25 protein-coding genes are annotated in these 25,777 nt (G+C 66.0%); 8 read left to right on the plus strand and 17 right to left on the minus strand.

The window, feature by feature from the left end; genetic code table 11:
• Positions 1-306: 306 nt before the first annotated feature.
• The 8 genes from CCS01_RS29225 to CCS01_RS29260 all read right to left on the minus strand — a co-directional run bounded on the left by CCS01_RS29225 (position 307) and on the right by CCS01_RS29260 (position 8,620).
• Positions 307-1,497 (minus strand): phosphoglycerate kinase, encoded by a 1,191-nt coding sequence (locus CCS01_RS29225; protein ID WP_104522297.1) that lies wholly within the window; start codon positions 1,495-1,497, stop codon positions 307-309.
• A 10-nt stretch (positions 1,498-1,507) separates the two neighbouring features.
• Positions 1,508-2,155: a DUF3226 domain-containing protein gene (locus CCS01_RS29230; protein WP_104522298.1), complete on the minus strand. Its 648-nt coding sequence runs from the start codon at positions 2,153-2,155 to the stop codon at positions 1,508-1,510.
• A gap of 2 nt (positions 2,156-2,157) precedes the next feature.
• The gene (locus tag CCS01_RS29235; RefSeq protein WP_104522299.1) at positions 2,158-3,240 is read right to left on the minus strand and encodes an AAA family ATPase; all 1,083 of its coding nucleotides are present in this window, start codon (positions 3,238-3,240) and stop codon (positions 2,158-2,160) included.
• 159 nt (positions 3,241-3,399) lie between these two features.
• Entirely contained in the window at positions 3,400-4,413 is a 1,014-nt protein-coding gene (gene gap, locus CCS01_RS29240; RefSeq protein WP_104522300.1) for a type I glyceraldehyde-3-phosphate dehydrogenase, read from the minus strand.
• Positions 4,414-4,546: 133 nt separating this feature from the next.
• Entirely contained in the window at positions 4,547-6,583 is a 2,037-nt protein-coding gene (gene tkt / locus CCS01_RS29245; RefSeq protein WP_104522301.1) for a transketolase, read from the minus strand.
• Positions 6,584-6,766: 183 nt separating this feature from the next.
• Positions 6,767-7,903, minus strand: coding sequence for a 5-(carboxyamino)imidazole ribonucleotide synthase (locus tag CCS01_RS29250; protein WP_104522302.1), 1,137 nt, complete (start codon positions 7,901-7,903; stop codon positions 6,767-6,769).
• On the minus strand, positions 7,900-8,373 hold the full coding sequence (gene purE / locus CCS01_RS29255) for a 5-(carboxyamino)imidazole ribonucleotide mutase (RefSeq protein ID WP_408887519.1): 474 nt from the start codon (positions 8,371-8,373) through the stop codon (positions 7,900-7,902). The genes CCS01_RS29250 and purE overlap by 4 nt, the downstream gene beginning before the upstream one ends.
• 43 nt (positions 8,374-8,416) lie before the next feature.
• On the minus strand, positions 8,417-8,620 hold the full coding sequence (locus CCS01_RS29260) for a YdcH family protein (protein WP_104522304.1): 204 nt from the start codon (positions 8,618-8,620) through the stop codon (positions 8,417-8,419).
• A 150-nt stretch (positions 8,621-8,770) separates the two neighbouring features.
• Between CCS01_RS29260 and CCS01_RS29265 the strand changes: the two genes are divergently transcribed.
• Positions 8,771-8,944: a YdcH family protein gene (locus CCS01_RS29265; RefSeq protein WP_104522409.1), complete on the plus strand. Its 174-nt coding sequence runs from the start codon at positions 8,771-8,773 to the stop codon at positions 8,942-8,944.
• A 32-nt stretch (positions 8,945-8,976) separates the two neighbouring features.
• Here the strand turns inward: CCS01_RS29265 and CCS01_RS29270 are convergent, their stop codons facing one another.
• Positions 8,977-9,555, minus strand: a complete 579-nt coding sequence (locus CCS01_RS29270; RefSeq protein ID WP_104522305.1) for a DUF1013 domain-containing protein — start codon at positions 9,553-9,555, stop codon at positions 8,977-8,979.
• 215 nt (positions 9,556-9,770) lie between these two features.
• Between CCS01_RS29270 and CCS01_RS29275 the strand changes: the two genes are divergently transcribed.
• Entirely contained in the window at positions 9,771-9,962 is a 192-nt protein-coding gene (locus tag CCS01_RS29275; protein WP_104522306.1) for a DUF1192 domain-containing protein, read from the plus strand.
• 79 nt (positions 9,963-10,041) lie between these two features.
• Here CCS01_RS29275 and CCS01_RS29280 read toward each other — a convergent pair whose 3' ends face one another.
• Together CCS01_RS29280 and rpmE are read right to left on the minus strand one after the other, a co-directional pair.
• Positions 10,042-10,512: an Hsp20 family protein gene (locus tag CCS01_RS29280; RefSeq protein ID WP_104522307.1), complete on the minus strand. Its 471-nt coding sequence runs from the start codon at positions 10,510-10,512 to the stop codon at positions 10,042-10,044.
• A 716-nt stretch (positions 10,513-11,228) separates the two neighbouring features.
• The gene (gene rpmE, locus CCS01_RS29285; RefSeq protein WP_104522308.1) at positions 11,229-11,453 is read right to left on the minus strand and encodes a 50S ribosomal protein L31; all 225 of its coding nucleotides are present in this window, start codon (positions 11,451-11,453) and stop codon (positions 11,229-11,231) included.
• Between the two features lie 179 nt (positions 11,454-11,632).
• On the opposite strand from rpmE, the gene CCS01_RS29290 reads away from it, so the two are divergent.
• On the plus strand, positions 11,633-14,221 hold the full coding sequence (locus tag CCS01_RS29290) for an MMPL family transporter (RefSeq protein ID WP_104522309.1): 2,589 nt from the start codon (positions 11,633-11,635) through the stop codon (positions 14,219-14,221).
• A gap of 177 nt (positions 14,222-14,398) precedes the next feature.
• Here CCS01_RS29290 and speB read toward each other — a convergent pair whose 3' ends face one another.
• Positions 14,399-15,373 (minus strand): agmatinase, encoded by a 975-nt coding sequence (speB, locus tag CCS01_RS29295; protein WP_104522310.1) that lies wholly within the window; start codon positions 15,371-15,373, stop codon positions 14,399-14,401.
• A 122-nt stretch (positions 15,374-15,495) separates the two neighbouring features.
• On the opposite strand from speB, the gene CCS01_RS29300 reads away from it, so the two are divergent.
• The 4 genes from CCS01_RS29300 (at position 15,496) to CCS01_RS29315 (ending at position 20,568) form a co-directional block, all read left to right on the plus strand.
• Positions 15,496-16,347 (plus strand): arylamine N-acetyltransferase family protein, encoded by an 852-nt coding sequence (locus tag CCS01_RS29300; RefSeq protein ID WP_158258673.1) that lies wholly within the window; start codon positions 15,496-15,498, stop codon positions 16,345-16,347.
• A gap of 65 nt (positions 16,348-16,412) precedes the next feature.
• Positions 16,413-17,945: a carboxylesterase/lipase family protein gene (locus CCS01_RS29305; protein ID WP_158258674.1), complete on the plus strand. Its 1,533-nt coding sequence runs from the start codon at positions 16,413-16,415 to the stop codon at positions 17,943-17,945.
• A 12-nt stretch (positions 17,946-17,957) separates the two neighbouring features.
• On the plus strand, positions 17,958-18,962 hold the full coding sequence (locus CCS01_RS29310; protein WP_104522313.1) for a phosphotriesterase family protein: 1,005 nt from the start codon (positions 17,958-17,960) through the stop codon (positions 18,960-18,962).
• Between the two features lie 4 nt (positions 18,963-18,966).
• Positions 18,967-20,568, plus strand: coding sequence for a GMC family oxidoreductase (locus CCS01_RS29315; protein ID WP_104522314.1), 1,602 nt, complete (start codon positions 18,967-18,969; stop codon positions 20,566-20,568).
• 3 nt (positions 20,569-20,571) lie between these two features.
• On the opposite strand, the gene CCS01_RS29320 is transcribed toward CCS01_RS29315, so the two are convergent.
• From CCS01_RS29320 to CCS01_RS29340, 5 genes are all read right to left on the minus strand, one after another.
• A complete protein-coding gene (locus tag CCS01_RS29320) occupies positions 20,572-21,075 on the minus strand; it encodes a YciE/YciF ferroxidase family protein (RefSeq protein ID WP_104522315.1) in 504 nt (167 codons plus the stop codon).
• A gap of 9 nt (positions 21,076-21,084) precedes the next feature.
• Positions 21,085-21,534 carry a hypothetical protein gene (locus tag CCS01_RS29325; RefSeq protein ID WP_104522316.1) on the minus strand — a complete coding sequence of 150 codons (450 nt, stop codon included), beginning with the start codon at positions 21,532-21,534 and terminating at the stop codon, positions 21,085-21,087.
• A gap of 93 nt (positions 21,535-21,627) precedes the next feature.
• A complete protein-coding gene (locus CCS01_RS36275; protein ID WP_104522317.1) occupies positions 21,628-22,050 on the minus strand; it encodes a con-10 family general stress protein in 423 nt (140 codons plus the stop codon).
• A 424-nt stretch (positions 22,051-22,474) separates the two neighbouring features.
• Positions 22,475-24,145, minus strand: coding sequence for an MFS transporter (locus CCS01_RS29335; RefSeq protein ID WP_104522318.1), 1,671 nt, complete (start codon positions 24,143-24,145; stop codon positions 22,475-22,477).
• Positions 24,145-24,732, minus strand: coding sequence for a YceI family protein (locus tag CCS01_RS29340; protein WP_104522319.1), 588 nt, complete (start codon positions 24,730-24,732; stop codon positions 24,145-24,147). Before CCS01_RS29340 ends, CCS01_RS29335 begins: the two co-directional genes overlap by 1 nt.
• A gap of 41 nt (positions 24,733-24,773) precedes the next feature.
• Between CCS01_RS29340 and CCS01_RS29345 the strand changes: the two genes are divergently transcribed.
• The gene (locus CCS01_RS29345; protein WP_104522320.1) at positions 24,774-25,277 is read left to right on the plus strand and encodes a flavin reductase; all 504 of its coding nucleotides are present in this window, start codon (positions 24,774-24,776) and stop codon (positions 25,275-25,277) included.
• Positions 25,278-25,777 lie beyond the last annotated feature (500 nt).

Consider the following 25,777-nt stretch of genomic DNA (forward strand, 5'->3'; position numbering starts at 1 on the left):
TGGCCCGGCTTGTCCGGGCCACCTGTCGCGGCACAAGTGCTGGAATAGGTGGCCCGGACAAGCCGGGCCATGACGAAAGGGAAACGCAGCGGCGGACCGTTTCCGAGATGTGTGCATCCCGTAGGGCATGTCCCGGCCATCTGCGCTTCGACGGCGCGGGGTGGATGGCCGGGACACACCCGGCCATGACGGTGAGGGAGAAGCCCTTGCTCCGCCGGGCCGCTCATCCTGATACGCATGGGACACGCCCGGCCATGATGACGGGGCGATGACCCCGCGGAACCGTATTTTCAAAGCAGGAGGCGCTCAGTCCTCCAGCACCGCGACACCCGGCAGGGTCTTGCCTTCCAGCCACTCCAGGAACGCGCCGCCGGCCGAGGATACGTAGGAAAGCTGGTCGATCACGCCGGCATGACGCAAGGCCGACACCGTGTCGCCACCGCCGGCGACGCTGCGCAGGTCCCCCTTCCGGGTGGCTTCAGCGACAGCCTGCGCCAGCGCGACGGTCGCGGCGTCGAAGGGCGGGGTTTCGAACGCGCCAAGCGGGCCGTTCCATACCAGCGTCTTCAGCGACGGCAGTTGCCGGATCAGCGCGGCGACCGAGGCCGGGCCGACGTCCAGGATCATCATGTTGCCGGGCACGGCGTCCACCGAGACGGTTTCCGTCGGCGGGTTGGCCTTGAACTCGGCCGCGACCACGGCATCGATCGGCAGGACGATGCTGCAGCCGACTGCCTCGGCCTTCGCCAGGATGTCGCGCGCGGTGGCATGCATGTCGGCTTCCTGCAACGACTTGCCGACATCCTTGCCCTGTGCCGCGAGGAAGGTGTTGGCCATGGCGCCGCCGATGACCAGCACGTTCACCTTGGCCACCAGGTTGCCCAGCAGTTCCAGCTTGGTGGAAACCTTGGCGCCGCCGACAATGGCGGCGACCGGCCGCACCGGCGAACCGAGGGCGGACTCCAGCGCCTCAAGCTCCGCCTGCATCAGCCGCCCGGCATAGGACGGCAACAGGTGCGCCACCCCTTCCGTGCTGGCATGCGCGCGGTGGGCGGCGGAAAAGGCGTCGTTGACGAAGATGTCCGCCAGCTTCGCCAGGCCGGCGGAGAAGGCGGGATCGTTCTTCTCCTCGCCGGCGTGGAAGCGGGTGTTCTCCAGCACCAGGATGTCGCCCGGGGCCAGCAGATCGACCGCCTGCTCGGCGGCGGTGCCGGTGCAGTCCTCGACGAAGCGGACCCGGCGGCCCAGCACCTCGCCCAGCGCGGCGGCCATGGGCGCGAGGGACATTTCCGGCACGCGCTTGCCCTTGGGGCGATCGAAGTGGCTGCAGACCACGACCTTGGCGCCCTTGTCGGCGAGTTCGCGGATGGTGGGCGACAGGCGCTCGATGCGGGTCAGGTCGGTAATCTTGCCATCGCGCACGGGTACATTCAGGTCTGCGCGCAGCAGGACGCGCTTCCCGGCGACGTCAACGGTGTCAAGTGTACGGAAGGACATGAGAACTCCCCTAAAGACGGTATAAGCGTTTGAACCATGAGACGAATGCCGCCGCAGCCGGCGCCTTTGGATCGAGCGTTTTGCGTGTCAGGGCACGTCCCAAACTTTCCCCCGGCGGATCTTGCCAGGCCAGCCAGGTGTGGACCCGGGCCTTATCCGAGTGGACAACACGGCAGGCGGCCCCGAGCGACCGCGCGGCGTCGAACGACGTCCTGGCATGTTGCCACAGCGGTTCAGCCGGTACCGGAACGAGGTGTCGCAGAAAGCTTTCAAGCATTCCCGACGAGGAACAGTCAGGCATCAGCCAGAAGCCCAACCGAATGCCCCCTGCATTTTCAATGATCAGGCCACCAGGTGGCAGTTCAGCGGGGAACGTGGGAAACATCGGCCGGCAAATCGCGCGAAAACTTTCCCATCTGGATGCTGGGGCGTCGTCCGCATCGAGCATGATGCCGAGAATCTGAAGGCTGCTTTCCTTCAGTTTTGTTCGTAGGTAGGTGGCAGACAGGATCTCGGTTACGCTGCCGACCGCATCGACGAAGACGGGCGCATCATCCCGTTTGTCAGGCCAGGGAATGTAATGTTCCATAAGTCCAACGACAGCGAATTTGTCATCCTGGCCTTCGACGAGCAACTGCTTCGATTTTACGGACGACATGGTCAGCGAATTTCGATCTGCCGCTCCGCCGCGGTACGAATCTCCGCTCCGGAAAAAGGTGTGGCGGTCGACCGATCGGCCTCAATGCGTTGAATTGTTATCTCGGCATCTTCGGTTTTGGCAGATCGACAGATGGTGGAAAGGCTGTAGACGCAATCATAGCTGTGAGTGCTGGCAAACACCTGCACATCGAACTGCTTGGCTGCGGAATAGATCATCCGCCACATGTCCGCCATGACGGTGTAGTGAAGGCCAGTGTCGATCTCGTCGACAAACAACATCCCGCCCGCGCACTGCGTCAGAACAATCGCCATCGCCAGCATACGCCAAGCGCCGTCCCCGAGACTGCCGAGCGGAAACGGCACGGCCTCCCCCTTACGCTTGACGATAAATCCGCCCCTTGGCCCATAGACAGCACCAGATCCAAACGATCGAATCTGTTCAATTGACGGATCGACGAAACGCAATGCACCCAGAACGAGTTCTTCATTCGGAGTGAGCTGAACCTGATCCCAATGGCGCACCAGCTCGTTTCCGGCAAGCGAGTCGGTTGAGATAAAATGGACATTAGGTTCAGCGTCTTGTCTAGAACCAGGCAATCGACGAGTGATCTCCGGGTCGAGGCCGCCTTGCCGGCTCAGCTGTAATATCTGTGGCCGTGGCGATGCGGTTGAAGCGATACTTATTAGAAGACGGCGCCGCGACAACTCAAACTCGTCGCCAAGCAAATTCAATTCGTTTTGGTCCGGCCGCTCGGCTCGGTCCTCAATGGTGAGAACAACCGATTGCGGCAGGGAACCGTTTGTCCCTGCAACAGAAAAGGAACTCCCAACGCTTAGTTCATGGCCCATAAACATATGAGACACATCGATTTCAGGGCGCCTGCCGTCAAACCGCTCTCCGCGCCGGTTGGCGATGCGCCAGAGCGCAGCAGGGTCACCACCGGCGCCGAGCAGGTAGAGCGCCTCAAGGACCGAGGTCTTGCCGCTATTGTTCTTGCCGACAAGAAGATTGACGCGCGCCAAGTCTCCCATCTCATAGCGGGAGAACCCCCGGTAGCCCATGATCTGAACCGACCGAAACATGGCGCCCTTCGACTGAACCTCCGAGGCAACCAGGGCTTATACCATGGCCGCGCGTTCAAGTCATTGTTGACTACGAATCCGACATTTGGACACCGGACGCGCGTGTGCAGCGCTGCCATGAGAGAATCGACATCACCTCATGGCAGCGCAGCTCTCAGCTTACAGGCTGCCGAACAGTGCGGCGGTGTCGGACATCCGGTTGGAGAAGCCCCACTCGTTGTCGTACCAGCCCATCACCCGCACCAGCTCGTTGTCGACGACCGCGGTCTGGGTGGCATCGAAGGAGCAGGAAGCCGGGCAGTGGTTGAAATCCACGCTGACCAGCGGCGCCGTGTTGTAGTCCAGGATGCCGGCCATCTCGCCCTTCGAGGCATCCTGCATCGCGGCGTTGATCTCGGACACTGTGGCTCGCTTGGACAGGTTCACGTCCAGCGACACCAGCGACACGTTCGGCGTCGGCACGCGGATGGCGGTGCCGTCCAGCTTGCCCTTCAACTCCGGCAGCACCAGGCCGACGGCCCGCGCCGCGCCGGTCGAGGTCGGGATGGTGGAAACCGCCGCCGCACGGGCGCGCCGCAGGTCCTTGTGCAGCGTGTCCACGGTGTTCTGGTCGCCGGTGTAGGCGTGGATGGTCACCATGTAGCCGCGCAGGATGCCATAGCGCTCATGCAGCACCTTCGCCATCGGCGCGAGGCAGTTGGTGGTGCACGACGCGTTGGAGATGATCGTCATGTCCTTGGTCAGCGTCTTGTGGTTGACGCCATAGACGATCGTGGCATCCACCTCGTCCCCCGGGGCGGAGATCAGCACCTTGCGCGCGCCCGCGGTCAGCAGCGCCGAGGCCTTGGCCTTGCTGGTGAAGATGCCGGTGCACTCCATCGCGACGTCGACGCCCTGGTAGGGCACCTTGGTCGGGTCGCGCTCGGCCGAAACCTTGATCGGGCCATAGACCTTGCCGTTGTGGCGGATGGTGATGCTGTCGCCCGACACCTCAATCTGGCCGGGGAACCGGCCATGCACGCTGTCATAGGCGAAGAGATGGGCGTTGGCCTCCACGCTGCCGAGGTCGTTGATGGCGATGGGCACGATGTCGTCGCGCCCGCTTTCGACGATGGCGCGCAGCACCAGACGTCCGATCCGACCAAACCCGTTGATCGCCACTTTTACAGCCATACCATGCTTCCTTTACGAGACTTCCCGATATTACGCTCGTGCGTCTTATGACCTCAGTCGTTGACGGAGATCAACGGTCGCCGGGCCACAAATTATATCTCACGTGCGTTTTATAACAGATGGTGGGTTCCGCTCAACCGATCCGGCGCATAACCGCGGCGACGACCGCGTCCGGCGTGATGCCGAAATGGGCATAGAGGTCCTGATAAGCGGCCGATGCACCAAAACCGGTCATGCCGATGAAAATGCCATCGGGTCCCAGCCATTGTTCCCAACCGAAGCTGCCGGCCGCCTCGATTCCGATGCGCGGCGCGCCGCCCAGCACCTGCGCGCGGTAAGTCGCGTCCTGCTGCGCGAACAGTTCCCAACACGGCAACGAGACGACCGCCACGGCGATTCCCTCGCCCGCCAGCTTCTCCCGCGCGGCCATGCCGATCGGCACTTCCGATCCGGTGGCAATCAGCGTGGCCTGGCGCGGGCCGTCCGCCTCGGCCAGCACATAGCCGCCACGCGCCGAGCGGTTCTCGGCGGCATCGATGCGAACAGCCGGCAGCGCCTGCCGCGACAGAACCAGCAGGCTCGGGCCGTCGCTGCGGCGCATGGCCAGTTCCCAGCACTCGGCGGTCTCCAGCGCGTCGGCCGGACGCAGCACATGCAGGTTGGGCATCGCCCGCAGGCTGGCGAGATGCTCAATCGGCTGGTGGGTGGGCCCGTCCTCGCCGAGGCCGATGGAGTCGTGGGTCAGCACGTAGATCACACGCTGGCGCATGATCGCGGCCAGGCGCAGCGCCGGGCGCAGGTAGTCGGTGAAGACGAAGAAGGTGCCGACATAGGGAATGATGCCGCCATGCAGCGCCATGCCGTTCGCCGCGGCGGCCATCCCGTGCTCGCGGATGCCGTAATGGATATACCGGCCGCCGTAGTTGCCGTTGGCGATCGCGGACATGCCCTTGACCAAGGTCAGGTTCGACCCCGTCAAATCGGCGGAGCCGCCGACGAGCTCCGGGGTCGCCGGCGCCAGCGCCTCGAGGGCTCGCTGGCTGGCGGCACGCGTGGCGATCCGGGGCCGCTCGTCGGCGACCGCCTGCTTCAATGCCGCCATCGCTTCGTGCCAGTTGTCGGGCAGGCGGCCGGCCGTGACCCGCTCGAACTCGGCGCGCTGGTTGTGCCGGGCCAGCCGCTTCAGCCAGGATCGCCGCGATACGGCCCCTCGTGCGCCCACGGCGTGCCAGCGCTCCTTGAGGTCGGGCGGCGTGGAAAATGGCGGCTCGTGCCAGCCCAGGAGTTGCCTGGCGCCGGCTGCCTCGGCCGGCCCCAACGGCGCGCCATGCACGGCATTGGTCCCGGCCTTGGTCGGCGCGCCCAGGCCGATGACGGTGCGGCAGGCGATCAGGGTGGGTTTTTTCGACCGTACGGCGAAGGACAGGGCGGCATTGATCTGTGCCGGATCGTGGCCGTCCACCCGCTTGGTCGCCCAGCCATAGGCGGAGAACCGCTTCAGCGTGTCCTCCGAACTGGCCAGCGCGGTGTCCCCGTCGATCGACACATGGTTGTCGTCATACAGGACGGTCAGCTTCGACAGGCCCAGATGGCCGGCCAGCGCCGCCGCTTCGTGACTGATCCCCTCCATGAGGTCGCCGTCGGAGGCAATCACCCAGGTGCGATGGTCCACCAGCGACTTGCCGAAGCGGGCCGCCATATTGCGTTCCGCGATCGCCATGCCCACGGCAGTCGCGAGGCCCTGCCCCAGCGGACCGGTCGTGGTCTCGATCGCCGGATGCTCGCCGTATTCGGGATGGCCCGCCGCCGGCGCGTGCAGTTGCCGGAAGCTGCGGATGTCGTCGATCGCCATGCCGTCATGGCCGGTCAGATAGATCAGCGCATACAGCAGCATTGAGCCGTGACCGGCGGAGAGCACGAACCGGTCGCGGTCGGGCCAGCGCGGATCGGCGGCGTCGAATTTGTGGAACCGGGTCCAAAGCGCGGTCGCCACATCGGCCATGCCCATCGGCAGGCCCGGATGCCCGGACCTGGCCTGCTCCGTCGCATCGATCGCCAGGGCGCGCAGGGCGTCGGCCATGCGGCGCGCGGTCGTCATCGGGCGGGAGAGGATTTCCGCCTGAAGGGCCAGTGCAGGACGATCAAACGACAGGTCGGCGATGTCTGCCATGGAGGCTCCATAAGGCGACACCGTGCAAAGCGGAAGAGGGACCTGCGGCGAAAGCGAGGGCTCCAGTGGGCGGTATGCGGTCCGCGTGGGTGGGAAGGCGGTCCGCGGGTGGCAGGGTCGTCTCCCTATCGCCGCGGCCACCTGCAGTCGCGCGACGGCCGGGACCTGTCCGGTCGCGAGCGGTCAGGCTTCGCCCAGGCTGCCCAGGGCCGCGGCGACGCCAAGATCCCCCGGCAGCGCACCGCGCGGAAACAGGCGGGTCACATGGCCCATCTTGCGGCCTGGTAACGCGTCCGCCTTGCCATAGAGGTGCGGGATCAGCCCCGGCTCCTCCAGGGCGGCAGGCCACAGCGCCATCCCTTCCGGGCCGATCAGGTTCTTCATCACGGCGTCGGAATGCCGCCGCGCCGCCGGCAAGGGCAACCCGGCGATGGCGCGGATGTGCAGCTCGAACTGGCTCGCCGGACAGGCATCGATCGTCCAGTGCCCGGAGTTGTGCGGGCGTGGCGCGATTTCATTGACCAGGACCCTGCCACCGGCATCGACGAACATCTCCACCGCCAGCAGGCCGACGAGGTCGAGAGCCTCCGCCACCCGGTGGGCAATGGCCTGGGCCGCCGCGTCCACGGTTTCCGGCACGCGCGCCGGCGCCAGCGTCAGGTCCAGGATGTGGTTGCGATGGCGGTTCTCGACGGTGTCGAAGGCAGCCACCGCGCCGTCCGCGCCGCGGGCCGCCACGACGCTGATTTCCTGGGCGAAATCGACAAAACCCTCGAGCACCAGGGGCTTCGGGCTCAGCCGCTCCCACGCCGGGTCGAGGTCCTCGGGCGCGCGCAGCATCGCCTGGCCCTTGCCGTCGTAGCCCAGGCGGGTGGTCTTCAGCACCGCGGGCAGCCCGAGACGCTGCGCCGCCTGATCCAGTTCCTGCCGCGAGCCGACGGGCGCCCAGGGCGCGGTCGCGATGCCGGCGTCGTTCAGGAAGGTCTTTTCGTCCACCCGGTCCTGGCTGATCCGCAGCACCGCAGGCGACGGCCGGACCGGCCGCATGGATGCGAGAAGATCAAGCCCCTCGGCGCTGACGTTCTCGAATTCGAAGCTGATGACGTCGACCGCCATGGCGAAGGCGCGCAGCGACACGGGGTCGCGGTAGTTGCTGATCGTCACGGCATGGGAAACCTGCGCTGCCGGGCTGTCCACCTCCCGCGTCAGGATGTGGCAGCGATAACCCAGCCGGGCGGCGGCCATCGCCGACATGCGGCCAAGCTGCCCACCGCCCACCAGGCCAATGGTGGCGTTGGGCGGAAGCGGAAAAGCGGTCATGCGCGATCAGGCGCCGGCTCGGGTGCCGAGGCGACGGCGGCGGTCTGTTCGGCGCGCAGCCTGTCCAGCCGCGCGGCGAGGCCCGGGTCCTGGGTGGCCAGCATGGCGGCGGCAAGCAGCGCCGCGTTCACCGCGCCGGTCCGGCCGATGGCGAGTGTCCCGACCGGAATGCCCGCCGGCATCTGGACGATCGACAGCAGGCTGTCCATGCCTTTCAGCGCATGCGTCTCCACCGGCACGCCCAGCACCGGCAGCGGCGTCCATGACGCGCACATGCCCGGCAGATGCGCCGCCCCGCCCGCGCCGGCGATGACCACTTTCAGGCCACGGTCCCGTGCGGTCGATGCATACTCCCGCAGCCGTTCAGGCGTGCGGTGCGCCGACACGATCCGGACCTCATGCGGCACGTCCAGGCGGGTGAGCATGTCGGCGGCATGCCCCATGGTCGGCCAGTCCGACTGGCTTCCCATGATGATTCCCACGACCGGCTTCCCGGACACGGAGACTGTCATGTCAGGCGATGCTGTCGGGGATCAGCCGGCTTTCCAGCCAGGCGATCTCATCACGCAGCATTAATTTGCGTTTTTTCAAACGTTGGAGGTGCAGTTGGTCCGACGCACCCTGATCAGCGAGCCGTGCAATGACCGTGTCGAGATCACGATGCTCACTACGCAGCCCGTGCAGCTTACGAAGAAGCGAATCCCTATCGCTCAGCATGTTTCACAACCTACGATAGAAGACATTGACCCGACTTCTGGAAACAAGTTGCATCTGGTCAGATGGCTCGCAACGGCGTTACAGTACGGCGTCGTTGCTACCTTGTTAGTGACGGCAAGCCAACCGGTTCTTAACGGAGGTATGAAGCTCATGAGCCTGAATACGCGCCTCGACGCTCTCAAGGAACGCCATGCGTCGCTGGAAACGCGCATTGACGAGGAGGACCAGCGCCCGTCCCCCGATACGCAGGTACTCACGCGGCTCAAACTCGAGAAATTGCGGTTGAAGGAGGAAATGGAACGGCTGCGAGCCAGCGCCAGCTGAGCGGACACGATACAGATGACCCCGCCACGCCGTCAGGCGGCCTCGTCCGCCTCCGGCGGTGGCGGTACCGGCACAGTCCGGCCTTCCCGTTCCAGACGCTCGTTCGCCAGGGCGACCGCGGCATTCAGGTCGGTCTGGCTGCACAGTCCCAGAATGACCGGATCACGCGGCTTGATGTTGGCGCTGTTCCAGTGCGTCCGCTCCCGCACCTTCTGGATGGTGTCCTTGGTCGTGCCGAGCAGCTTGCCGACCTGCGCTTCCGAAAGCTGAGGGAAATTGCGCAGCAGGAATGCGATTGCGTCCGGCCGGTCGTTGCGCTTGGCCACCGGGGTATAGCGGGCGCCGCGCAGCCGCTTGGGCGTCGGCAAGGTTCCGATCAGCAGCTTCAGGCGCGCGTTCGGATCGGCTTCACACCGGCGTATGTCCTCCAGCGTGACCTGGGCGTTGGCGACCGGGTCGTAGCCAACAATGCCCTGCGCCACCTCGCCATCGGCGATGGCCTGCACTTCCAGTGGATGCATGCCGCAGAAATCCGCGATCTGCGTGAAGGTCAGGGCGGTTTTCTCAATCAGCCACACGGCGGTGGCCTTCGGCATCAGCGGCAGGGTCATGGTTCCACACTCTCTGGGTCGCCGGCGGACGTTCATTAACTCTGAGGATGTCTTTGGTGGGACGACCAGCACAAAAGACAGTTCATAACCGCGGCTAGCATTCGGATATGACAATCCGGCCGGGGTGGGTCAAGCAACTTTGGTACTATTAATTTACATAAAGCGAACCAGCCCAAGGCGATGGCTCCGCCCGGCAAGACGATGGAGAAACTGCAATGGCACAGGATGAAGACGCCCCGCCTCCGAAACGCCGCCGGCTCGAGCCGTTGCCACTGGACACGCTGGGGATCGATGAACTGCGAGCGTATATCGAGGAATTGAAACTCGAGATCGCGCGGGTCGAAAGCGACATAAGCCGCAAGCACAGCCACCGTAGCGCCGCGGACGCGTTCTTCAGGCGCCCCTAGGCCAGGCGAGTCGCGGCAACAAAAAGCGGAGGCCGGTGTCCGGCCTCCGCCATCCTCAGCATCCAATGCCGGCGGCTGATTATGCCGCCTTGGCGGCATCCCGCGAGTCGTTGGCGATGGCTGCCGGCGCGGCGTTGCCGATTGCGATCTTCCGCGGCTTCAGCGCCTCGGGCACGACACGCTTCAGGCCAACATGAAGCAGCCCGTGTTCCATGTCCGCGCCCTCCACGACGATGTGATCCGCGAGCACGAAGCGCCGCTCAAACGCCCGTCCAGCGATCCCGCGATACAGGACTTCGGACTTCTGGGCCTCCGGCGACATGCGGCCGGACACGACCAACGTGTTCTCCTTGACCGTCAGGTCAAGCTCTTCGGGGCGGAAACCGGCAACCGCCATGGTCAGGCGGTACGTGTCATCACCGGTCTTTTCGATGTTGTACGGGGGATAGCTCTGCGCATCCTGCCCGGCAGCGGCAGTATCGACCAGACGGGCAAGCCGATCAAAGCCGATGGCCGTACGGAATAGCGGAGCGAAATCGACGGTTGTCATAACAAACCTCCTGCTAAGCAAGGTCTTGATCCTGGGCTTCCCGGCACGGGCAAGCCCTTCGGCGTTCAGTCCCGGGAACCCCATTGGGCATTCCCGACGCGACCGAGATAGGAAGGCATAACAGGCCCTTCAAGAGGGCCATGGCAGTAGGTCCGAGGAAATCGCTGACGAAACCAGTGGCGCAGGACCGGCGGCGCGTTGGCTCTGTCGGCATGGCGGATGCAAGGGCTTGTTCCGACCGCATGCACGGATCCCGGAGACAATCCGCCGCGGCCGTAGCGCCCACCATCATGGCTCGAACAAACCGCGCAGGCGCTACAGCAGACCACAGGTCGATTGAGACAGGGCGACGGCGCTCCCTCATTGTCATGGCCCGGCTTGTCCGCATAGGCGCTAACTTAGGCGGCCAGGGGCACGGCCGTTGCTACCCCGTCATGGTGGGCTCAGGCCCACCATCCACGCCTTTTGCCGATATCAGCACCGTAAGGCGTGGATGACGGCCCTGCGGCCGCCATGACGACGGGGCGGTGCATCGCGCCCGGCCGCCTAAGTTTGCGCCTATGCGCAAGCCAGGTCACGACGATAGGAAAATGAGCCCAGGCGGATCGGCCTGCCCACCTGATGCCGCTTGACCTCACGTGTATGTGAGGTCCTCAGGTGGCACGGCGAGGAGGAGCTTCCGTTTGAACGGGATGCACCGGGTCCCCACCAGACCGCTACTTCTTGATTCCAAGCCCCGCGAACTTCTTGTTGAACTTGGCCACCTGTCCGCCGGTGTCCAGGATGCGCTGCACGCCGGTCCAGGCCGGGTGGGACTTCGGGTCGATGTCCAGGCGCAGCGTGTCGCCGGCCTTGCCCATGCAGGAACGCGTCTTGAACTGCGTCCCGTCGGTCATGATGACGGTGATTTCGTGGTACTCTGGGTGGATGCCCGGCTTCATTCCATATGTCCTTGCAGGCGCGACCGATACCGACCGGCCACGCGAACGGCGGCCTATAGCGGTCGCGGACACAGAGCTCAAGTCTTGGTTGATCAGCTTTGTGATGGACCACCCGGAGCGAACCGACTATCAGGGCCGCCCCATCGTCATACGCCCCACCATCGTAGGCATTCTCATTGATGCTTATCCGCCTGCTCGTCGGTCTGGTTGATTTCAGCCGCCGCCACGCCCTCCCTGTCATGCTGGCCGGCATCGTCCTGGCGGCCTTCTCCGGCTGGTTTGCCGCAACGCATCTGGGTGTCAGCACCGACACCGATGTGATGTTCTCCGACAAGCTGCCCTGGCGGCAGCGGGCGATCGAGATGAACAAGGACTTCCCGCAGTTCCAGAACCTGCTGGTTGCCGTGGTGAACGCGCCCATCCCCGAGGAAGCGGACGCGACCGCCAATGAGCTCGCGAAGCGACTGCAGGCTGATCCGGTCGATTTCCCTTCGGTCCGCCGCCCCGATTCCAGCCCTTTCCTGAATAAGGAAGGGTTGCTGTTCCTGCCGACCAAGGACCTGTCCGACCTGATGGACCAGACCATCGACGCGCAGCCCTTCCTGGGGCAGTTGGTGGCGGATCCGTCGGCGCGCGGCCTGTTCTCGGCGCTGTCGCTGCTGGGCATGGGCGTGACCCACGGCGATGCCGACCTGTCCCCCTATCGGCAGCCGATGAAAGCGTTCAACACCGCGATGGTGGATGCCCTGGACGGTCATCCGAAGCCCTTGTCGTGGCAGGGACTGCTGGGCGGCAGCCTGAGCGAACTGGCCGGCCCCTATCGATTCGTCCTGGTCCAGGCCAGGCAGGATTATGGCGCGCTGCAGCCGGGCGGCGCGGCGACCGAGGCGATGCGCAAGATCATCGCCGATCTGCCGTTCGTCCAATCCGGCGATGCCCGGGTCCGGATCACCGGCCAGGTTGCCCTTGCCGACGAGGAATTCGCCTCCGTCGCGGAAGGCGCCGTCACCGGCCTGATCGGCAGCCTGGTCCTGATCACCCTGTGGCTGTTCCTGGCGGTGCATACCTGGCGGCTGATCATCCCGATCCTGATGACGCTGATCCTCGGTCTGTTCCTGACGGTGCTGTTCGCCTCGGCCGCCGTCGGCACGTTGAACCTGGTATCGGTGGGCTTCGGCGTGCTGTTCGTCGGCATCGCCGTCGATTTCGCGATCCAGTTCTCGGTCCGCTATCGCGAGTACCGGTTCGAGGTCGGGGATCCCCCCGGCGCGATGCGTGAAACCGCGCGGCGTGTTGGCGTGCAGATCCTGATCGCCTCGCTGGCCACGGCCGCGGGATTCCTGGCGTTCGTCCCCACCGATTTCTCCGGCGTGGCGGAACTCGGCCTGATTGCCGGGATCGGCATGTTGATTGCCTTCGTTTGCACGCTCGGCTTCCTGCCGGCCGCCATTACCCTGTTCCGTCCGCGAGGCGAGGCGGCGGAGGTCGGTTTCGCCTGGGCCAAGCGGGTCGATCCGGTCATCGTCCGGCGACGGTGGCCGATCCTGGGCGTCTTCGGCGTGTTGGCGGTTGCGGCCGTCTCGGTTTCGCCGTTCCTGCGGTTCGACTCGGATCCGCTGGCGACGAAGAACCCGAATACCGAGGCGATGCGGACGCTGCGCGACCTGATCAACAACCCGATCACCAATCCCTATACCGCCGACGTGCTGGCGCCGAACCCCCAGGCCGCGGCGGTGGTGGGCGACAAGCTGGAGAAGCTGCCCACGGTCGCCAGCGTGATCAGCATCGACAGCTTCGTGCCAAAGGACCAATCGCAGAAGCTGGCGGTGATCGCGGACGCCAACAACATCCTGGCGCCCACGCTCGCGCCGCGCACGCCGGCCGCGCCGGTCACGCCGGACCAGATCCGGATGGCCGCCAAGGCGGCGCTGAGCGAGATCGAGCCGGCCTTGCCCAAGCTGCCGAAGGACAGTCCCCTGGCCTCGATCGCCGAGGATCTGCGGCGGATGGAAACCGCGCCGGATGCGGTGCTGATGGCGGCCAACAAGGCGCTGACACGCTTCCTGCCTGACCAGCTGAACCGGCTGCGAACCGCGCTCAGCGCCGAGCCGGTGACGTTGAGCAGCATCCCGGCGAGCTTCGCCAGGGACTGGATGACGCCGGACGGACAGGCACGGGTGCAGGTCAACCCGAAGCCGGAGGCGCATACGCCGAAGGGCCTGGCCGAGTTCGTGCGCCAGGTCACCTCGATCGCGCCCGATGCCGGCGGCGCCGCGGTGACCATTGTCGCAACCAGCCACACGATTGTCGGCGCCTTCCGCTCGGCCGCCATCTATGCGGTCATCGCGATTGCGGCCATCCTGCTTGGGCTGCTCCGGCGGGTGCTGGACGCGGCCCTGGTGATGGCGCCGCTGATCATGTCGGCGTTGCTGACCCTGCTGGTGATTGTGCTGCTGCCGCTGCCGCTGAACTATGCCAACATCATCGCCCTGCCGTTGCTGCTGGGCGTCGGGGTGTCGTTCAACATCTACTTCGTGATGAACTGGCGCGCCGGCGAGCGGCATCCGCTGGGCAGCGCGACGGCGCGGGCGATCCTGTTCTCGGCGCTGACGACCGGGACGGCGTTCGGGTCGCTCGCCTTGTCAGCCCATCCCGGCACCGCCAGCATGGGCAAACTGCTGCTGATCAGCCTGGGATGCACGTTGCTGGCCAGCCTGATATTCATTCCGGCCCTGCTGGCGAGCATCAGGCGGCCCAGGAGGGTTTGAGGGGATGGCGGGTGGTGGCAGCCGAGATGTTGCCTCACCGTCATGGCTGGGCGTGTCCCGGCCATCTGCGCTTCGACGGCGCGGGGTAGATGGCCGGGACACGCCCGGCCATGACGGTGAGGCAACGGGCCTCCGGCCATGACGAAAGAGCGACGGCCGTTGCTGATCCGCCGCGGCTTATCGCAGCGGCTGGCGCTTTTCCCGGGCCTCGACCAACAGGCACAGGATTTCGAACAGGATCGATGCGGCGTTGAACGAAGTCAGCGTGCCGACGTCGAAGGGCGGTGAGACCTCCACAAGATCGCCGCCGATGAAGTCGATGCCGCGCAGGTCGCGCAGCAGGCGCAGCGCCTGCAAGGCGGTGATTCCGCCGGCTTCGGGTGTCCCGGTGCCGGGGGCGTGGCTCGGGTCCAGGCTGTCGATGTCGAACGACAGGTAGGCCGGGCCGTTGCCGACGACGCGGCGGGCCTCCTCGGCGGCATGGCGCCAGCCGCGGTCGTCGAATTCGTCCATTGGCAGGACGCGCATGCCGCTGCGCTGGCTGAAGCCCCACATGTCCGGGTCGTTGGTGGTGCCGCGGACGCCGATCTGGATGACGCGCTTCGGGTCGAGCAGGTTTTCTTCCACCGCCCGGCGGAACGGCGCGCCGTGGTGGAAGCGCGAGCCCATGTAGTCGTCGCCGGTATCGCAATGGGCATCGACGTGGACCATGCCGACCGGGCCGCTGGCCGCCACGGCGCGGAGGATGGGGAAGCTGATGGAGTGATCGCCCCCGACGGAAAGCGGGACGACGCCGGCGGCGGTGACGGCGCGGTAGAAGGTTTCGATCTCCTTCAGCGCGGTGACGAGCTCGTATGGCTGCTCGATCCAGCAATCGCCAAGGTCCCGCACCCGGGCGGTGGCAAAGGGCGTGACCTGCGTGGCGGCGTTGATGCGGCGCAGCAGGGTGGACTGATCGCGCACCGCACGCGGGCCATGGCGGGTGCCGGAGCGATGGGTCACGCCGCCGTCGAACGGCACGCCGATGAGGCCGATATCCACCCCATCCAGTTGCTGGCTGATCGGCGCGCGGAAGAACGATGCGATGCCGGTATGGCGCGGCCGCGCCTGCGGGTCCTGGAAGTCGAGGTATGTCTGCGGTTGCTTGAGCATCAGTCAGGCTGTTCCTCTGCTTGATGGCCAGGAGACCGAGGCGGCGACCTTCGCAAGCCGGCCACACCTGCGTAGTGTACCGGAGATCGGATCGTATCGCCCGCTTTATCAGGTGCCCCCGCATGGCAAACGACACGCTTGATCTGGACCGCTACCGCCGGCGGATTGGCCTGACCGCGGCGGGCGCGCCAGACCTGGACCTGTTGCAAACGGTCGTTGCGCGGCATGCGGCTTCGATTCCGTTCGAGAACCTCGACGTCATCCTCGGCCGGCCGATACGCCTGGATATCGGATCGATCCAGGCGAAGCTGGTCGACCGCCCGCGCGGCGGATACTGCTTCGAGCAGAATACGTTGCTGCGCGCGGCGCTGGAACGGCTTGGCTTCCGGGTGACCAGCCTGATGGCCCGGGTCGTCCGCGGCACCACAGCGGACGCTATAACGCCCCGGACCCATATGCTCCTGTGCATCGATTTGCCGGAGGGGGCGTATCTCGCCGATGTCGGATTCGGCAACCTGACCCCGACGCGCCCGCTGCGGCTGGACAGCGACGCGGCACAGCCGACGGAGCACGAGTGGTTTCGTCTGCAACGGATGAACGGGGAAATCCTGCTGCAGGCATGTCTGGGGGACGTGTGGGAAAACCTGTACCGCTTCGCTTTGGTGCCAACCTATCCTGTCGACCATGAAGTCGGAAACCGGTTCACCAGCACCCGGCCCGGTGGGCTGTTCACCGAGAATGTCATGGCCGCCCGCCCCGGCCCCTCGTGCCGCAGGACGTTCTTCAACGGCGATGTGACGGTGCGCGATTTGGACAACGAGGCGGAACGGACCATGCTTCGTAACCGAGCGGCGCTGCGTGATGCGCTGCACGAGCATTTCGGTATCGAACTTCCTTCGGACGATCTGGAACAGGTCTTCTCCGCCATGCGCCGGTTCGCCGATCGGCCCGGGCCCGGATTCACGCTGGATTAGACTGCTGCCCTTCCCTTCCCGCCCCGTCCTCCGGCATGATCGCCGGAAAACGGGGAGGAACCGCGATGAACACCGTGGTGAGCACGACAGCCGGCAAGGTGCTGGGCACGGTCGTCGAAGGCGTCCTTGTGTTCAAGACCATTCCCTATGGCACGGCCGAACGGTTCCGCGGCCCGCGGGCCCCTGAGCCGTGGAGCGGCGTGCGCGACTGCACGGCGTTCACCGGACATGCGCCGCAGGCGGGCTTGCGGCCGGCGACGCGGCCGGAACTCGAGGATTTCTCCGGCGCGCCGGATGCTTCGCCGGAAACCGAGGACTGCCTGACGCTGACCGTGTGGACGCCGGGTGTTGATGCGGCGGCGAAGCGGCCGGTGATGGTGTGGCTCCACGGCGGCGCCTTTGCCTACGGCAACGCCAATGCGCCACGGCTTCGCGGCAGCCGCCTGGCGCTGCGGAACGATGTCGTGGTGGTGACAGTCAACCAGAGGCTGAACATTTTCGGCCATCTGGATCTGTCGGTCGCCGGTGGGGAGGCGTTCGCCGCCTCCGGCAATGCCGGCACGCTGGACATGGTCACGGCACTCGCGTGGGTGCGGGACAATATCGCCGAATTCGGCGGTGATCCCGGTTGCGTTACGATCTTTGGCGAGTCGGGCGGCGGGGCGAAGGTCAGCACGCTGCTGGCGATGCCGGCCGCGAAGGGGTTGTTCCACCGCGCCATCATCCAGAGCGGCGCCGCGGTGCGCTTGCGCACCCGCGAGCGTGCGCTGGCATTGACCGAATGTGTCCTGCGGCACCTCGGCTCGCGCTCCATCCCGGCCTTGCAGGCCATGCCGGCCGGCGACCTTCTGGCGGCGATCGAGCCGGCGCAGCGGGCGCTCGGGCCATCGCCGGCGCCCCTGTTCGACCGTTATCCGTTCGGACCTCTGGTGGATGGCCAGATCGTGCCGGCGCAGCCGTTCCATCCCGAGGCCTCCGCGGTTTCCGCCGATGTGCCGCTGATCGTCGGCGACATGCGGCACGAGACGGCGAATTTCCTCGCGGTGGTGGACCAGGTCTGGAACCGCACGCTGACCGAAGCGGAACTGAGGCAGCTTGTGGCGGCCATTGCCGGGCCGGATACCGAGCGAGTGCTGGACCTGTATCACTGCGTGTATCCCGGCCTGAACCCGGCCGAGCGGCTGATCGCCGTCACCACGGACTGCAATTTCCGCATCCGCTCATTGGTGCTGGCGCAGCGGCGGGCGGCGCTGTGCCGGGGGCCGGTGTGGATGTATTCATTCGAATGGCAGACGCCGGTGCTGGGCGGCAGGCTGGGCGCGCCGCATGCCATGGATGTGCCGTTCACCTTCAACACGCTGGACCTGACCAACGCGACCGGCGGCAGTCCGGAGGCCCAGGCGCTGGCGGATACGATGTCGTCCGTCTGGGCCGCCTTCGCCCGGACCGGGCGGCCGGATCACCCGGCCATCCCGCCCTGGCCGGCATACGACGCCGATCGGCGCGCGACGTTGGCCCTGGATACCGAATGCCGTGTCGACAACGATCCAAGAGGCGAGGAACGCCAGCTCTGGCAAGAGATTACCGGCACGCTATAGGGGGAACGATCCATGCACGTCCAAACGGTCACCGGACCTGTCAGCCTTGATCAACTCGGCCGGACCTTGATGCACGAGCATCTGTTCATTGCATTTCCGGGTGCCGAGTTCGACCCGGCGGCGGCGTTCGATCGCCCGGCTTTCGTTGCGGAAGCCGTCCGGCGCCTGCGCCAGTTGCGCACCGAGCATGGCGTACGGACATTCGTCGATCCCTGCCCGATCGAACTGGGCCGCGATGCCGCGCTGATGAAGGAGATTGCCGAGAAATCCGAGATGAACGTGGTCTGCACCACGGGCTTCTATTTCGAGGAGATGGGACTGCCGGTTTACTGGCGGGCGCGGACGGTGGAGGAAATCGCGGAGCTGTATATTCGCGAAATCAGCCACGGCATCGGCTCGACCGGGGTGAAGGCCGGTGCGATCAAGGCGGCGACCGGCGCGCCGGTCATCACGCCTCTGGAACATAAATTCCTGGAGGCGGCCTGCATCGCGCAGCGGGCAACCGGCGTGCCTATCATTACACATACGCAAGATGGCCAGGCCGGCCCGGACCAGCAGGAAGCCTTTGCCAAAGGCGGCGTGCCGGCGCATCGTTGCCTGATCGGCCATTGCTGCGGCAATGCCGATCCGGCCTATCACCGGCGGATCGTCGATGGCGGATCCTATATCGGCTTCGACCGGATCGGCATTCTGCGCTTCCAGCCGGACGAGGTCCGCGCCGACAACCTGGTTCGCCTCGTGCGTTCGGGCCATCGCGCGCAGATCATGATGAGCCAGGATCGTCATTGCGGCTGGCTGGGGAAATTCCCCCGGCAACTCAGCACCGAGGAACAGGCTCGGATCGATGCGCTGCGCGCCGAGGGAAAATGGCCGCCGCCGTATACCTACCTGTTCACCGACTTCGTGCCGATGCTGAAGGAACGCGGCCTGTCGGACCATGAGATCGACGCCATCCTGCATGACAATCCACGGCGGTTCTTCGCGGGCGAACAGCTGCCGCTGGTGAACGAAAGCTAAGGCGATGGAAACGGACTACATCGTGGTTGGCGCCGGCTCCGCCGGATGCGCGGTCGCAGCGCGGTTGAGCGAAACCGGGGCGAAGGTGATCCTGCTGGAGGCCGGCCCCAGGGACTCTCTGCTGTGGATCCACATCCCGGCCGGCGTCCTGAAGCTGCTGCATCATCCCACGGTCAACTGGAACTACAGCGCCGAGGGCACCGAAGGCAGCGCGGGACGGCGCATCCATTGGCCGCGCGGCAAGACGCTGGGCGGGTCGAGTTCGATCAACGGCATGCTGTATGTGCGCGGCAATCCGGCCGATTACGACGGCTGGGCGCAGATGGGCTGCCGCGGCTGGAGCTTCGACGATGTGCTGCCGTATTTCCGCAAGTCGGAGGATTACAAGCAGGGCGCCGATCCCGAATACCGCGGCAAGGACGGGCCGCTGAAGGTCGAGGACTACCGCACGATCCTGCCGCTGACCCACCGCTTCATCGAAGCCGCGCAGCAGGTCGGCTACAAATTCAGCCGGGACCTGAACGGCCGCGAGCAGGAAGGCGTTGGCTACTCGCAGATGACCCGGATCGGCCGCTGGCGGGGGTCGACGGCGCAGACATTCCTGAAGCAAGCGCGGGGACGTCCGAACCTGCGGGTGGAAACCGAGGCGCTGGCGACGAAGTTGCTGTTCGACGGCAAGCGGTGCACGGGCGTTGCCTTCCGCCAGCGCGGCCAGGACATCGTTGCCAAGGCGCACAAGGAGGTCATCCTGTGCGGCGGCACGGTGAACTCGCCGCATCTGCTGCAGATTTCCGGCGTCGGGCCGGCCGCTCACCTGCAGTCCATCGGCGTGCCGGTGGTGCACGACCTGCGTGGCGTGGGCGCGAACCTGCAGGATCATTACGTCGCGCGCATCTCTCACCGGGTGAGGGGATCGATCTCGATCAACAAGCTGGGGCGTGGCCTCCGCCTCGTGCGCGAGGTGGTGCGGTTCGCCGCCGAGGGGCGCGGCGCGCTGACGTTCGGCGTGACGTCGGCGCAGGTGTTCTGCCGGTCATCGCCGGAAAAAGCGAGTCCCGATCTGCAACTCCTGTTTACCCCGGCAAGCTATGACGCAAGCCGCTTCGGCGCGCTGGAGCAGGAAGATGGCATGACCGTCGCGATCTGCCCGGTCCGCCCGGACAGCCGCGGTACGATCATGGCAGCCAGCCCGGATCCGGCCAGACCGCCGATCATTACGCCGAATTATCTTTCCGATCCGGCCGACGGCCGGGTGCTGCTTGCCGGCATGCGGTTTACCCGGACGATCTTCGCAGCGCCTCCGATTGCCCAGCACAGCATCGTCGAGACGCTTCCAGGTTCCCACATCGATACCGAGGACGGGCTGCTGGATTACGCCCGTCGCTACGGCACCACGATATATCATCCTGTCGGGACGTGCCGCATGGGCGAAGGCCCTAACGCCGTGGTGGATACACGGCTGCGGGTCCACGGATTGCAGGGGCTGCGCGTCATCGACGCATCGATCATGCCGACGCTGACCACCGGCAACACCAACGCGCCGACGATCATGATCGGCGAAAAAGGCGCCTCGATGATCAGGGAAGATCATGCGGCGCCGGCATAACCATTACGCAACTCGCTTGAAAGCCTGCGGATTGATGCTCTTGTTGGCCAACTGGTTCAGCAGAGCATCAGCCTTCTTTTCCTCAGCCAGCGTTTCCTCGAGAAGCGAAGCGACTTCCGTCCGGCCCGCGCTTTTGGCCCAGGCAATCAGGGCGCCATAGCGGGCCATCTCGTAGTGCTCGATCGCCTGCGCGCAGGCGGCAAGGCCGGCGTCGCGGACACTGCCTTCGGGGAAGTCCTCAATGACTTCCTCGCCTTCCTCGATCAGGCCGTTGATCGCCTCGCAGGTGACTCCACGAGCCCGCTTGCCAAGCGCCTCGAAGACCTTCTGCAGGCGCTCCACCTGTCCCTGGGTTTCCTCGCGATGCTGGGTGAAGGCCTCCTTGAGTTCGGAGCTTGCCGCGGCCTTCGCCATTTTCGGCAGGGTCTTCAGAATCTGCCGTTCCGCGTAATAAATGTCCTGGACGAAACTCAGGATCAGTTCGTCAGAGCCTTTCGCTGCGGCCATTACGGCCTCCTATCCGATTGTTTCGACATTCGTGGCGCCGGCGTCCCGCAGGATCGACGCGGCTTCCTGCTGCTTCTCCGGCGTTTTCGCATGCACCGTCAGCACCAGGTCGCCGGCGGCAGCCTGAGCCTCACGGGTATGCTGTTCGTTCTTGTCGGCTGCTTCGTGTACTGCGAAGGTCGCGCCGCCGACCGCGCCACCGGCAAGCACGGCAGCCGCAACGGCGGGAGCCGCAGCACCTCCGGTCGCGATCGTGATCCCGGCCGCGGCCAGGGCGGCAGCCGAACCAGCCGTGCTGGCGCCGAGAATTCGCGCCTGCCGGGCGTCCTCCTCCGTCGAAGCAGGCTTCGACGCCTCGGCGAGGCTGCCGCCATGACCCGAGGCGACGTTTTCCGTCGGCAGGCTCATGTCCGCACGGTCGAAGCCCGACATGGCCAATTTGCTGACCGCATCCTGCATTTGATCGGGACTGGCAAAAGTCGCTCGCGCCAGCCGTAGCGCTGATACGTCGTCTGCATGATCGCTCATATCGACCTCCTGGATGGACCGGCGTCAGTGAGAGGCATGGCCGCCTTTGCGTCCTGCCTCGGATGCCTTTTCACGATCCTCGGCGAAGTTGCCTGGCCGATGCTCGGCACTCTCGGACCCGGAGTGGCTGCCGCCTGAGCCGCTATGGCTGGCATGGCCGCCCTTTGCGCCCGCTGCGGACGCCTTTTCGCGATCTTCCGCAAAGTTGCCGGGATTATGTTCCGCGCCGCCGCCCTGCGATGAGCCCGGCTCGGAGCGGTGTTCGCTGGACTGCGAATGACCGCCATGGCTGGCCTGGCCGCCTTTCCGGCCTGCCTCGGATGCACGCTCGCGGTCGTGGGCAAAGTTCCCGGAACTATGCTGGCCGCCGATTGATCCGGCTCGCGAGGCCTTCTCCCGGTCTTCGGCAAAATTGCCGGGGTTTCCGGAGTGTGGTTGCTGAGCCATTGAATTCCTCCTTCATCAATGCCGGACGTATTAATCCGGCAAAGCATGAACGGAGCGGGCTGGCGGCGGTTGTGATCACAACTGCGGTGATCCGGGCAGGGCTTTCAGTTACATTTGTGCCGATCCGGCAGGCAGGGCCGCCGGCAAGACGTCGGAGTGCAAGACATCCGTGCGCAGCAGGATGGCGAAACAAACTATCACGTATACGAAGTGAAATCCGCCAGCGCCAATATGCATACGGCGCAAGGTCGTATCTCCATCGATAGGGGTCGGGCGATAGGGGGCGGGCTTGTCCCGGCCACCCGCGCTTCAACGGCGGGGGGTAGATGGCCGGGACAAACCCGGCCATGACGATGGGGCAATGGACGGTCCACTCATCTTCCGTCGTCGTGGCGCCGGCGCTGCCGCTTGCCCCTCAAGGAACTCAGGCCTGGGCCTCGCCGGCCGGGCCGATTGACAACCGCTCCGGCCTGGGGGGCGGAGGCTGGTGCGCCAGGAGATGTTCATGCGGATCCACCGCCAGGTAGCGGGTGGGCCGGTGAGCGTCGTACTGAAAGACCGCCAGCGCGGTCAGCACCCGCTTGTCCTCATCGGACAGGCGCATCGCTTCGCGCAGATGGTCGGTCCAGCTCTCCACGGTCCAGACCTCGACCCATTCCTCGGGATGCGCGACGTCCTCGTAAACCTGCCAGAACACGGCGCCGGCCCGGCCGCGGATCTGATGGACCTCGTTCATCAGGCGCAGGAAATCCGAGCGTTGCAGCGGATCGACGCGGTAATAGGCCATCTCCATGATCCGCCCGCGGATGCTGCGCAGCAGCGGCGCCAGCTCCGGCGCCGGCGCTTCGGGCCTTGGCGCCGGTTCGGCGGCGGCGGGCGCCGGCTCCCGCACGATCGCTTCGATACTGAAGAAGCGGACGACCAGCATCAGTACCAGGCCGACGATCGCGGCGGCCAGGAAGGTGTCGGCCAGGCCGATGGAACCGCCAACCCAGCCCCAGCAGAACGAGCCGATGGTCAGCGCGCCGTTCTGGGCAAGCTGGTAGATCGACAAGGCGCGGGCCCGCACCCAGGAGGGACAGACAAGCTGCGCCGCCGCCTGGATGGTGGCGAAGGCCGACGTCCATCCCAGGCCGAACAGCAGCATGCCCAGCGACACCGGGATCCAGTGGCGCGACGCGCCGACGACGGCCATGCCAAGGCACGACAGCACGGTGCAGCCCATTACTGTCGCCCCGCGCGACAGCCTGCCGCGCACCATCGGCAGCAGCATGCCGGAGGTCACGCCGCCGATGCCCATCATGCCCAGGATCAGGCCGTACATGCCCGGGCCGAGGCCCAGGTCACGGCGGACGAACAGCGGCAGCAGCGCCCACGGCGCGGAGGCCGGAAGCGCGTAGGCCGCCGTGCGCACCATCGCCGCCCGGACGGCCGGCGTGTTGCGGACGAAGCGCACGCCGGCGCGGATCGCCGACAGGAAATGCTCACGCGGCAGGCCGGTGAAGCGGCGCTCGCGCTTCCACACGGCCACCGCCGCTATCACGGCGACGATCGACAGCGCGTACATCGAGAACGCGAGGCTGGCGCCGCCAATGACGATCAGCAACCCGGCTATGGCGGGGCCGACGGCGCGGGTCAGGTTGAAGCCGATGCCGTTCAGGGCAATGGCCTGCACCAGGTCCTCGCGCGGGACGAGCTCCGGCACCATGGCGCCCCAGGCCGGGTTGGTCAGGGCCGTGCCGATGCCGATGGCAAAGGTCAGCGCCAGCAGCCAGCCGGCGCTCATCAGGTGCAGCACCGTCAGGGTCGCCAGCAGGCCGGCCGCCGTGATGGTCCAGGCCTGGGTCCCGAGCAGATAGACCCGGCGATCGACGATGTCGGCCAGCGCGCCGCCCGGCAGGGCGAGCAGGAACACCGGCATGATCGTCGCCGCCTGCACCATGGCGACGATGAACGGCTCGGGCGCCAGCGTGGTCATCAGCCAGCCGGCGCCGGTGTTCTGCAGCCAGGTTCCCAGCCAGCCGATGACGCTGGCGGTCCACAGGCTGCGGAAGGTGCCGTTGCGCAGCGGCACCAGGGCGAGTGGCAGGCGCATCAGGTGTGCGACCCGTTCATGGGGATTTCCACCCGGATGCGGATCGTCGATCCCACGGTGAACCGGCGCGCGGTGATCCCCCAGTCCGCGCGGCGCAAACGGCCGCTGGCCACCAGGGTTCCGCCGGCGCGGCTCGGTTCGCGCGTGAGGCTGAAGGGATGCGTCTGGCCGTGCAGCAGCAGGTCGCCATCGACGGCGTCGCCCTGGCAGGCGCCCTGGAAGGCCATTTCGGGAAACTGCGCCACGTCCATGAACTGCGGGCCGAGGGCGGTGTCCCGGGCGATGCTGAGGGATGTTTGCAGGCTGGCCGCCTCGATCTCCACGCTGACCTGGCATGCCTTCGGGTTGGCCGGATCATACCGCAACCAGCCGTGGAAGCGATCGAACCGGCCGTCCATCGGGATCAGGCCGAGGGCGTAGACCCGGATGGTAATCCGGCTGCCGGGCGGCAGCGGTACAGCCTGCTGGGCTCTCGCCGGTGCAAGCAACAAGGGCAGAAGCAGGATGGCGCAGCACATGCCGCGCCTGAACAAGGCCGGGATATCGGCCGCTTCGGGCCGTGGCTTTCCTGGACGTCGTCTGGCCATGCGAGGGGACCTGCTGCATAATCCGAACGGACAAGCGGAGGATGCACGTCGTGCCTGTGGAGAAGCAAGCTTACCGTGAGGCGATGGCCCGCCTGGGCGCCGCGGTGAATGTCGTCACCACGGATGGGCCTGGCGGCCGGGCCGGCTTCACCGCCAGCGCGGTCACCAGCGTCACCGATGCGCCGCCTACCCTGCTGGTGTGCGCCAACCGGACGAACGACTCTTATCCGGCCATGCGGCAGAACGGCGTGCTGTGCGTGAACACGCTGACGCCGGCGCAGGAGGGGCTGTCACCGATCTTTGCGGGCATGACCCAGCACACGATGAACGAACGGTTCGACGGCTACGCCTGGCGCACGCTGGAAACCGGCGCGCCGGTGCTGGACCAGGCCGTTGTTGTCTTCGACTGCCGCATCAACCAGATCGTCGAGGTCGGCACACACGACGTGTTCTTCTGCTCGGTGGAGGCAGTGCGGACCGGGACGGCGCATGAAGGCCTGATCTACTACGGCCGTGGCTACCACAAGGTTTCAATGACGCCGTGAAACGATACGGCGTTTGGGCCGGTCGGCGGCAAGCCAGGGTCACGCCACAGGACGAGTGCCGGATTCCCTCAAGCGGAACGAAGTGTGCGTGCTCCCGATCCGGATCATGAACCACGCCGTCGCGCCTGTTCCATGATGCAGTCCCCTGCCGGGACAACGGTATCCGCGAATCAAGCCGCCCGACAGAGACACCGGACTGCGGGTGTCCGTGCAAATCAGCGGGCGAAGCCACAGCAAGCCGCAGGTCGGTTGGGACGCACGGACGGCCTGTCCCGTCGTCATGGCGGCCGCAGGGCCGCCATCCACGTCTTGCGGTGCTGAAATCGGCAAAAGGCGTGGATGGCGGGCCTGCGCCCTATAGGTGTTGAAATAGCGGCTGTCGTTGCTATCCCGTCATGCCGGGCACAGGCCCGGCATCCTCGCCTGGCGGTGTTGAAGCGGCAGAAAGGCGTGGATGGCGGCCCTGCGGCCGCCATGACGACAGAGCGGTGGCGCCGGCT

Source organism: Rhodopila globiformis, from assembly GCF_002937115.1.
GTDB lineage: Bacteria > Pseudomonadota > Alphaproteobacteria > Acetobacterales > Acetobacteraceae > Rhodopila > Rhodopila globiformis.

Excerpts from the sequence above, each read along its gene's own strand:
- tkt (WP_104522301.1), bottom strand. The coding sequence starts at position 6,583 with ATGGCAGACATCGCCGACCTGTCGTTTGATCGTCCTGCACTGGCCCTT.
- CCS01_RS29335 (WP_104522318.1), bottom strand. The coding sequence starts at position 24,145 with ATGCGCCTGCCACTCGCCCTGGTGCCGCTGCGCAACGGCACCTTCCGC.
- CCS01_RS29320 (WP_104522315.1), bottom strand. The coding sequence starts at position 21,075 with ATGGCCGCAGCGAAAGGCTCTGACGAACTGATCCTGAGTTTCGTCCAG.
- CCS01_RS29345 (WP_104522320.1), top strand. The coding sequence starts at position 24,774 with ATGCACGTCGTGCCTGTGGAGAAGCAAGCTTACCGTGAGGCGATGGCC.
- CCS01_RS29275 (WP_104522306.1), top strand. The coding sequence starts at position 9,771 with ATGGCACAGGATGAAGACGCCCCGCCTCCGAAACGCCGCCGGCTCGAG.
- CCS01_RS29305 (WP_158258674.1), top strand. The coding sequence starts at position 16,413 with ATGAACACCGTGGTGAGCACGACAGCCGGCAAGGTGCTGGGCACGGTC.
- CCS01_RS29260 (WP_104522304.1), bottom strand. The coding sequence starts at position 8,620 with ATGCTGAGCGATAGGGATTCGCTTCTTCGTAAGCTGCACGGGCTGCGT.
- CCS01_RS29235 (WP_104522299.1), bottom strand. The coding sequence starts at position 3,240 with ATGTTTCGGTCGGTTCAGATCATGGGCTACCGGGGGTTCTCCCGCTAT.
- rpmE (WP_104522308.1), bottom strand. The coding sequence starts at position 11,453 with ATGAAGCCGGGCATCCACCCAGAGTACCACGAAATCACCGTCATCATG.
- CCS01_RS29265 (WP_104522409.1), top strand. The coding sequence starts at position 8,771 with ATGAGCCTGAATACGCGCCTCGACGCTCTCAAGGAACGCCATGCGTCG.
- CCS01_RS29300 (WP_158258673.1), top strand. The coding sequence starts at position 15,496 with ATGGCAAACGACACGCTTGATCTGGACCGCTACCGCCGGCGGATTGGC.
- CCS01_RS29270 (WP_104522305.1), bottom strand. The coding sequence starts at position 9,555 with ATGACCCTGCCGCTGATGCCGAAGGCCACCGCCGTGTGGCTGATTGAG.
- CCS01_RS29325 (WP_104522316.1), bottom strand. The coding sequence starts at position 21,534 with ATGCAGGATGCGGTCAGCAAATTGGCCATGTCGGGCTTCGACCGTGCG.
- speB (WP_104522310.1), bottom strand. The coding sequence starts at position 15,373 with ATGCTCAAGCAACCGCAGACATACCTCGACTTCCAGGACCCGCAGGCG.
- CCS01_RS29340 (WP_104522319.1), bottom strand. The coding sequence starts at position 24,732 with ATGGCCAGACGACGTCCAGGAAAGCCACGGCCCGAAGCGGCCGATATC.
- CCS01_RS29250 (WP_104522302.1), bottom strand. The coding sequence starts at position 7,903 with ATGACCGCTTTTCCGCTTCCGCCCAACGCCACCATTGGCCTGGTGGGC.
- CCS01_RS29280 (WP_104522307.1), bottom strand. The coding sequence starts at position 10,512 with ATGACAACCGTCGATTTCGCTCCGCTATTCCGTACGGCCATCGGCTTT.
- CCS01_RS29230 (WP_104522298.1), bottom strand. The coding sequence starts at position 2,155 with ATGTCGTCCGTAAAATCGAAGCAGTTGCTCGTCGAAGGCCAGGATGAC.
- purE (WP_408887519.1), bottom strand. The coding sequence starts at position 8,373 with ATGGGAAGCCAGTCGGACTGGCCGACCATGGGGCATGCCGCCGACATG.
- gap (WP_104522300.1), bottom strand. The coding sequence starts at position 4,413 with ATGGCTGTAAAAGTGGCGATCAACGGGTTTGGTCGGATCGGACGTCTG.
- CCS01_RS29225 (WP_104522297.1), bottom strand. The coding sequence starts at position 1,497 with ATGTCCTTCCGTACACTTGACACCGTTGACGTCGCCGGGAAGCGCGTC.
- CCS01_RS29315 (WP_104522314.1), top strand. The coding sequence starts at position 18,967 with ATGGAAACGGACTACATCGTGGTTGGCGCCGGCTCCGCCGGATGCGCG.
- CCS01_RS36275 (WP_104522317.1), bottom strand. The coding sequence starts at position 22,050 with ATGGCTCAGCAACCACACTCCGGAAACCCCGGCAATTTTGCCGAAGAC.
- CCS01_RS29310 (WP_104522313.1), top strand. The coding sequence starts at position 17,958 with ATGCACGTCCAAACGGTCACCGGACCTGTCAGCCTTGATCAACTCGGC.
- CCS01_RS29290 (WP_104522309.1), top strand. The coding sequence starts at position 11,633 with ATGCTTATCCGCCTGCTCGTCGGTCTGGTTGATTTCAGCCGCCGCCAC.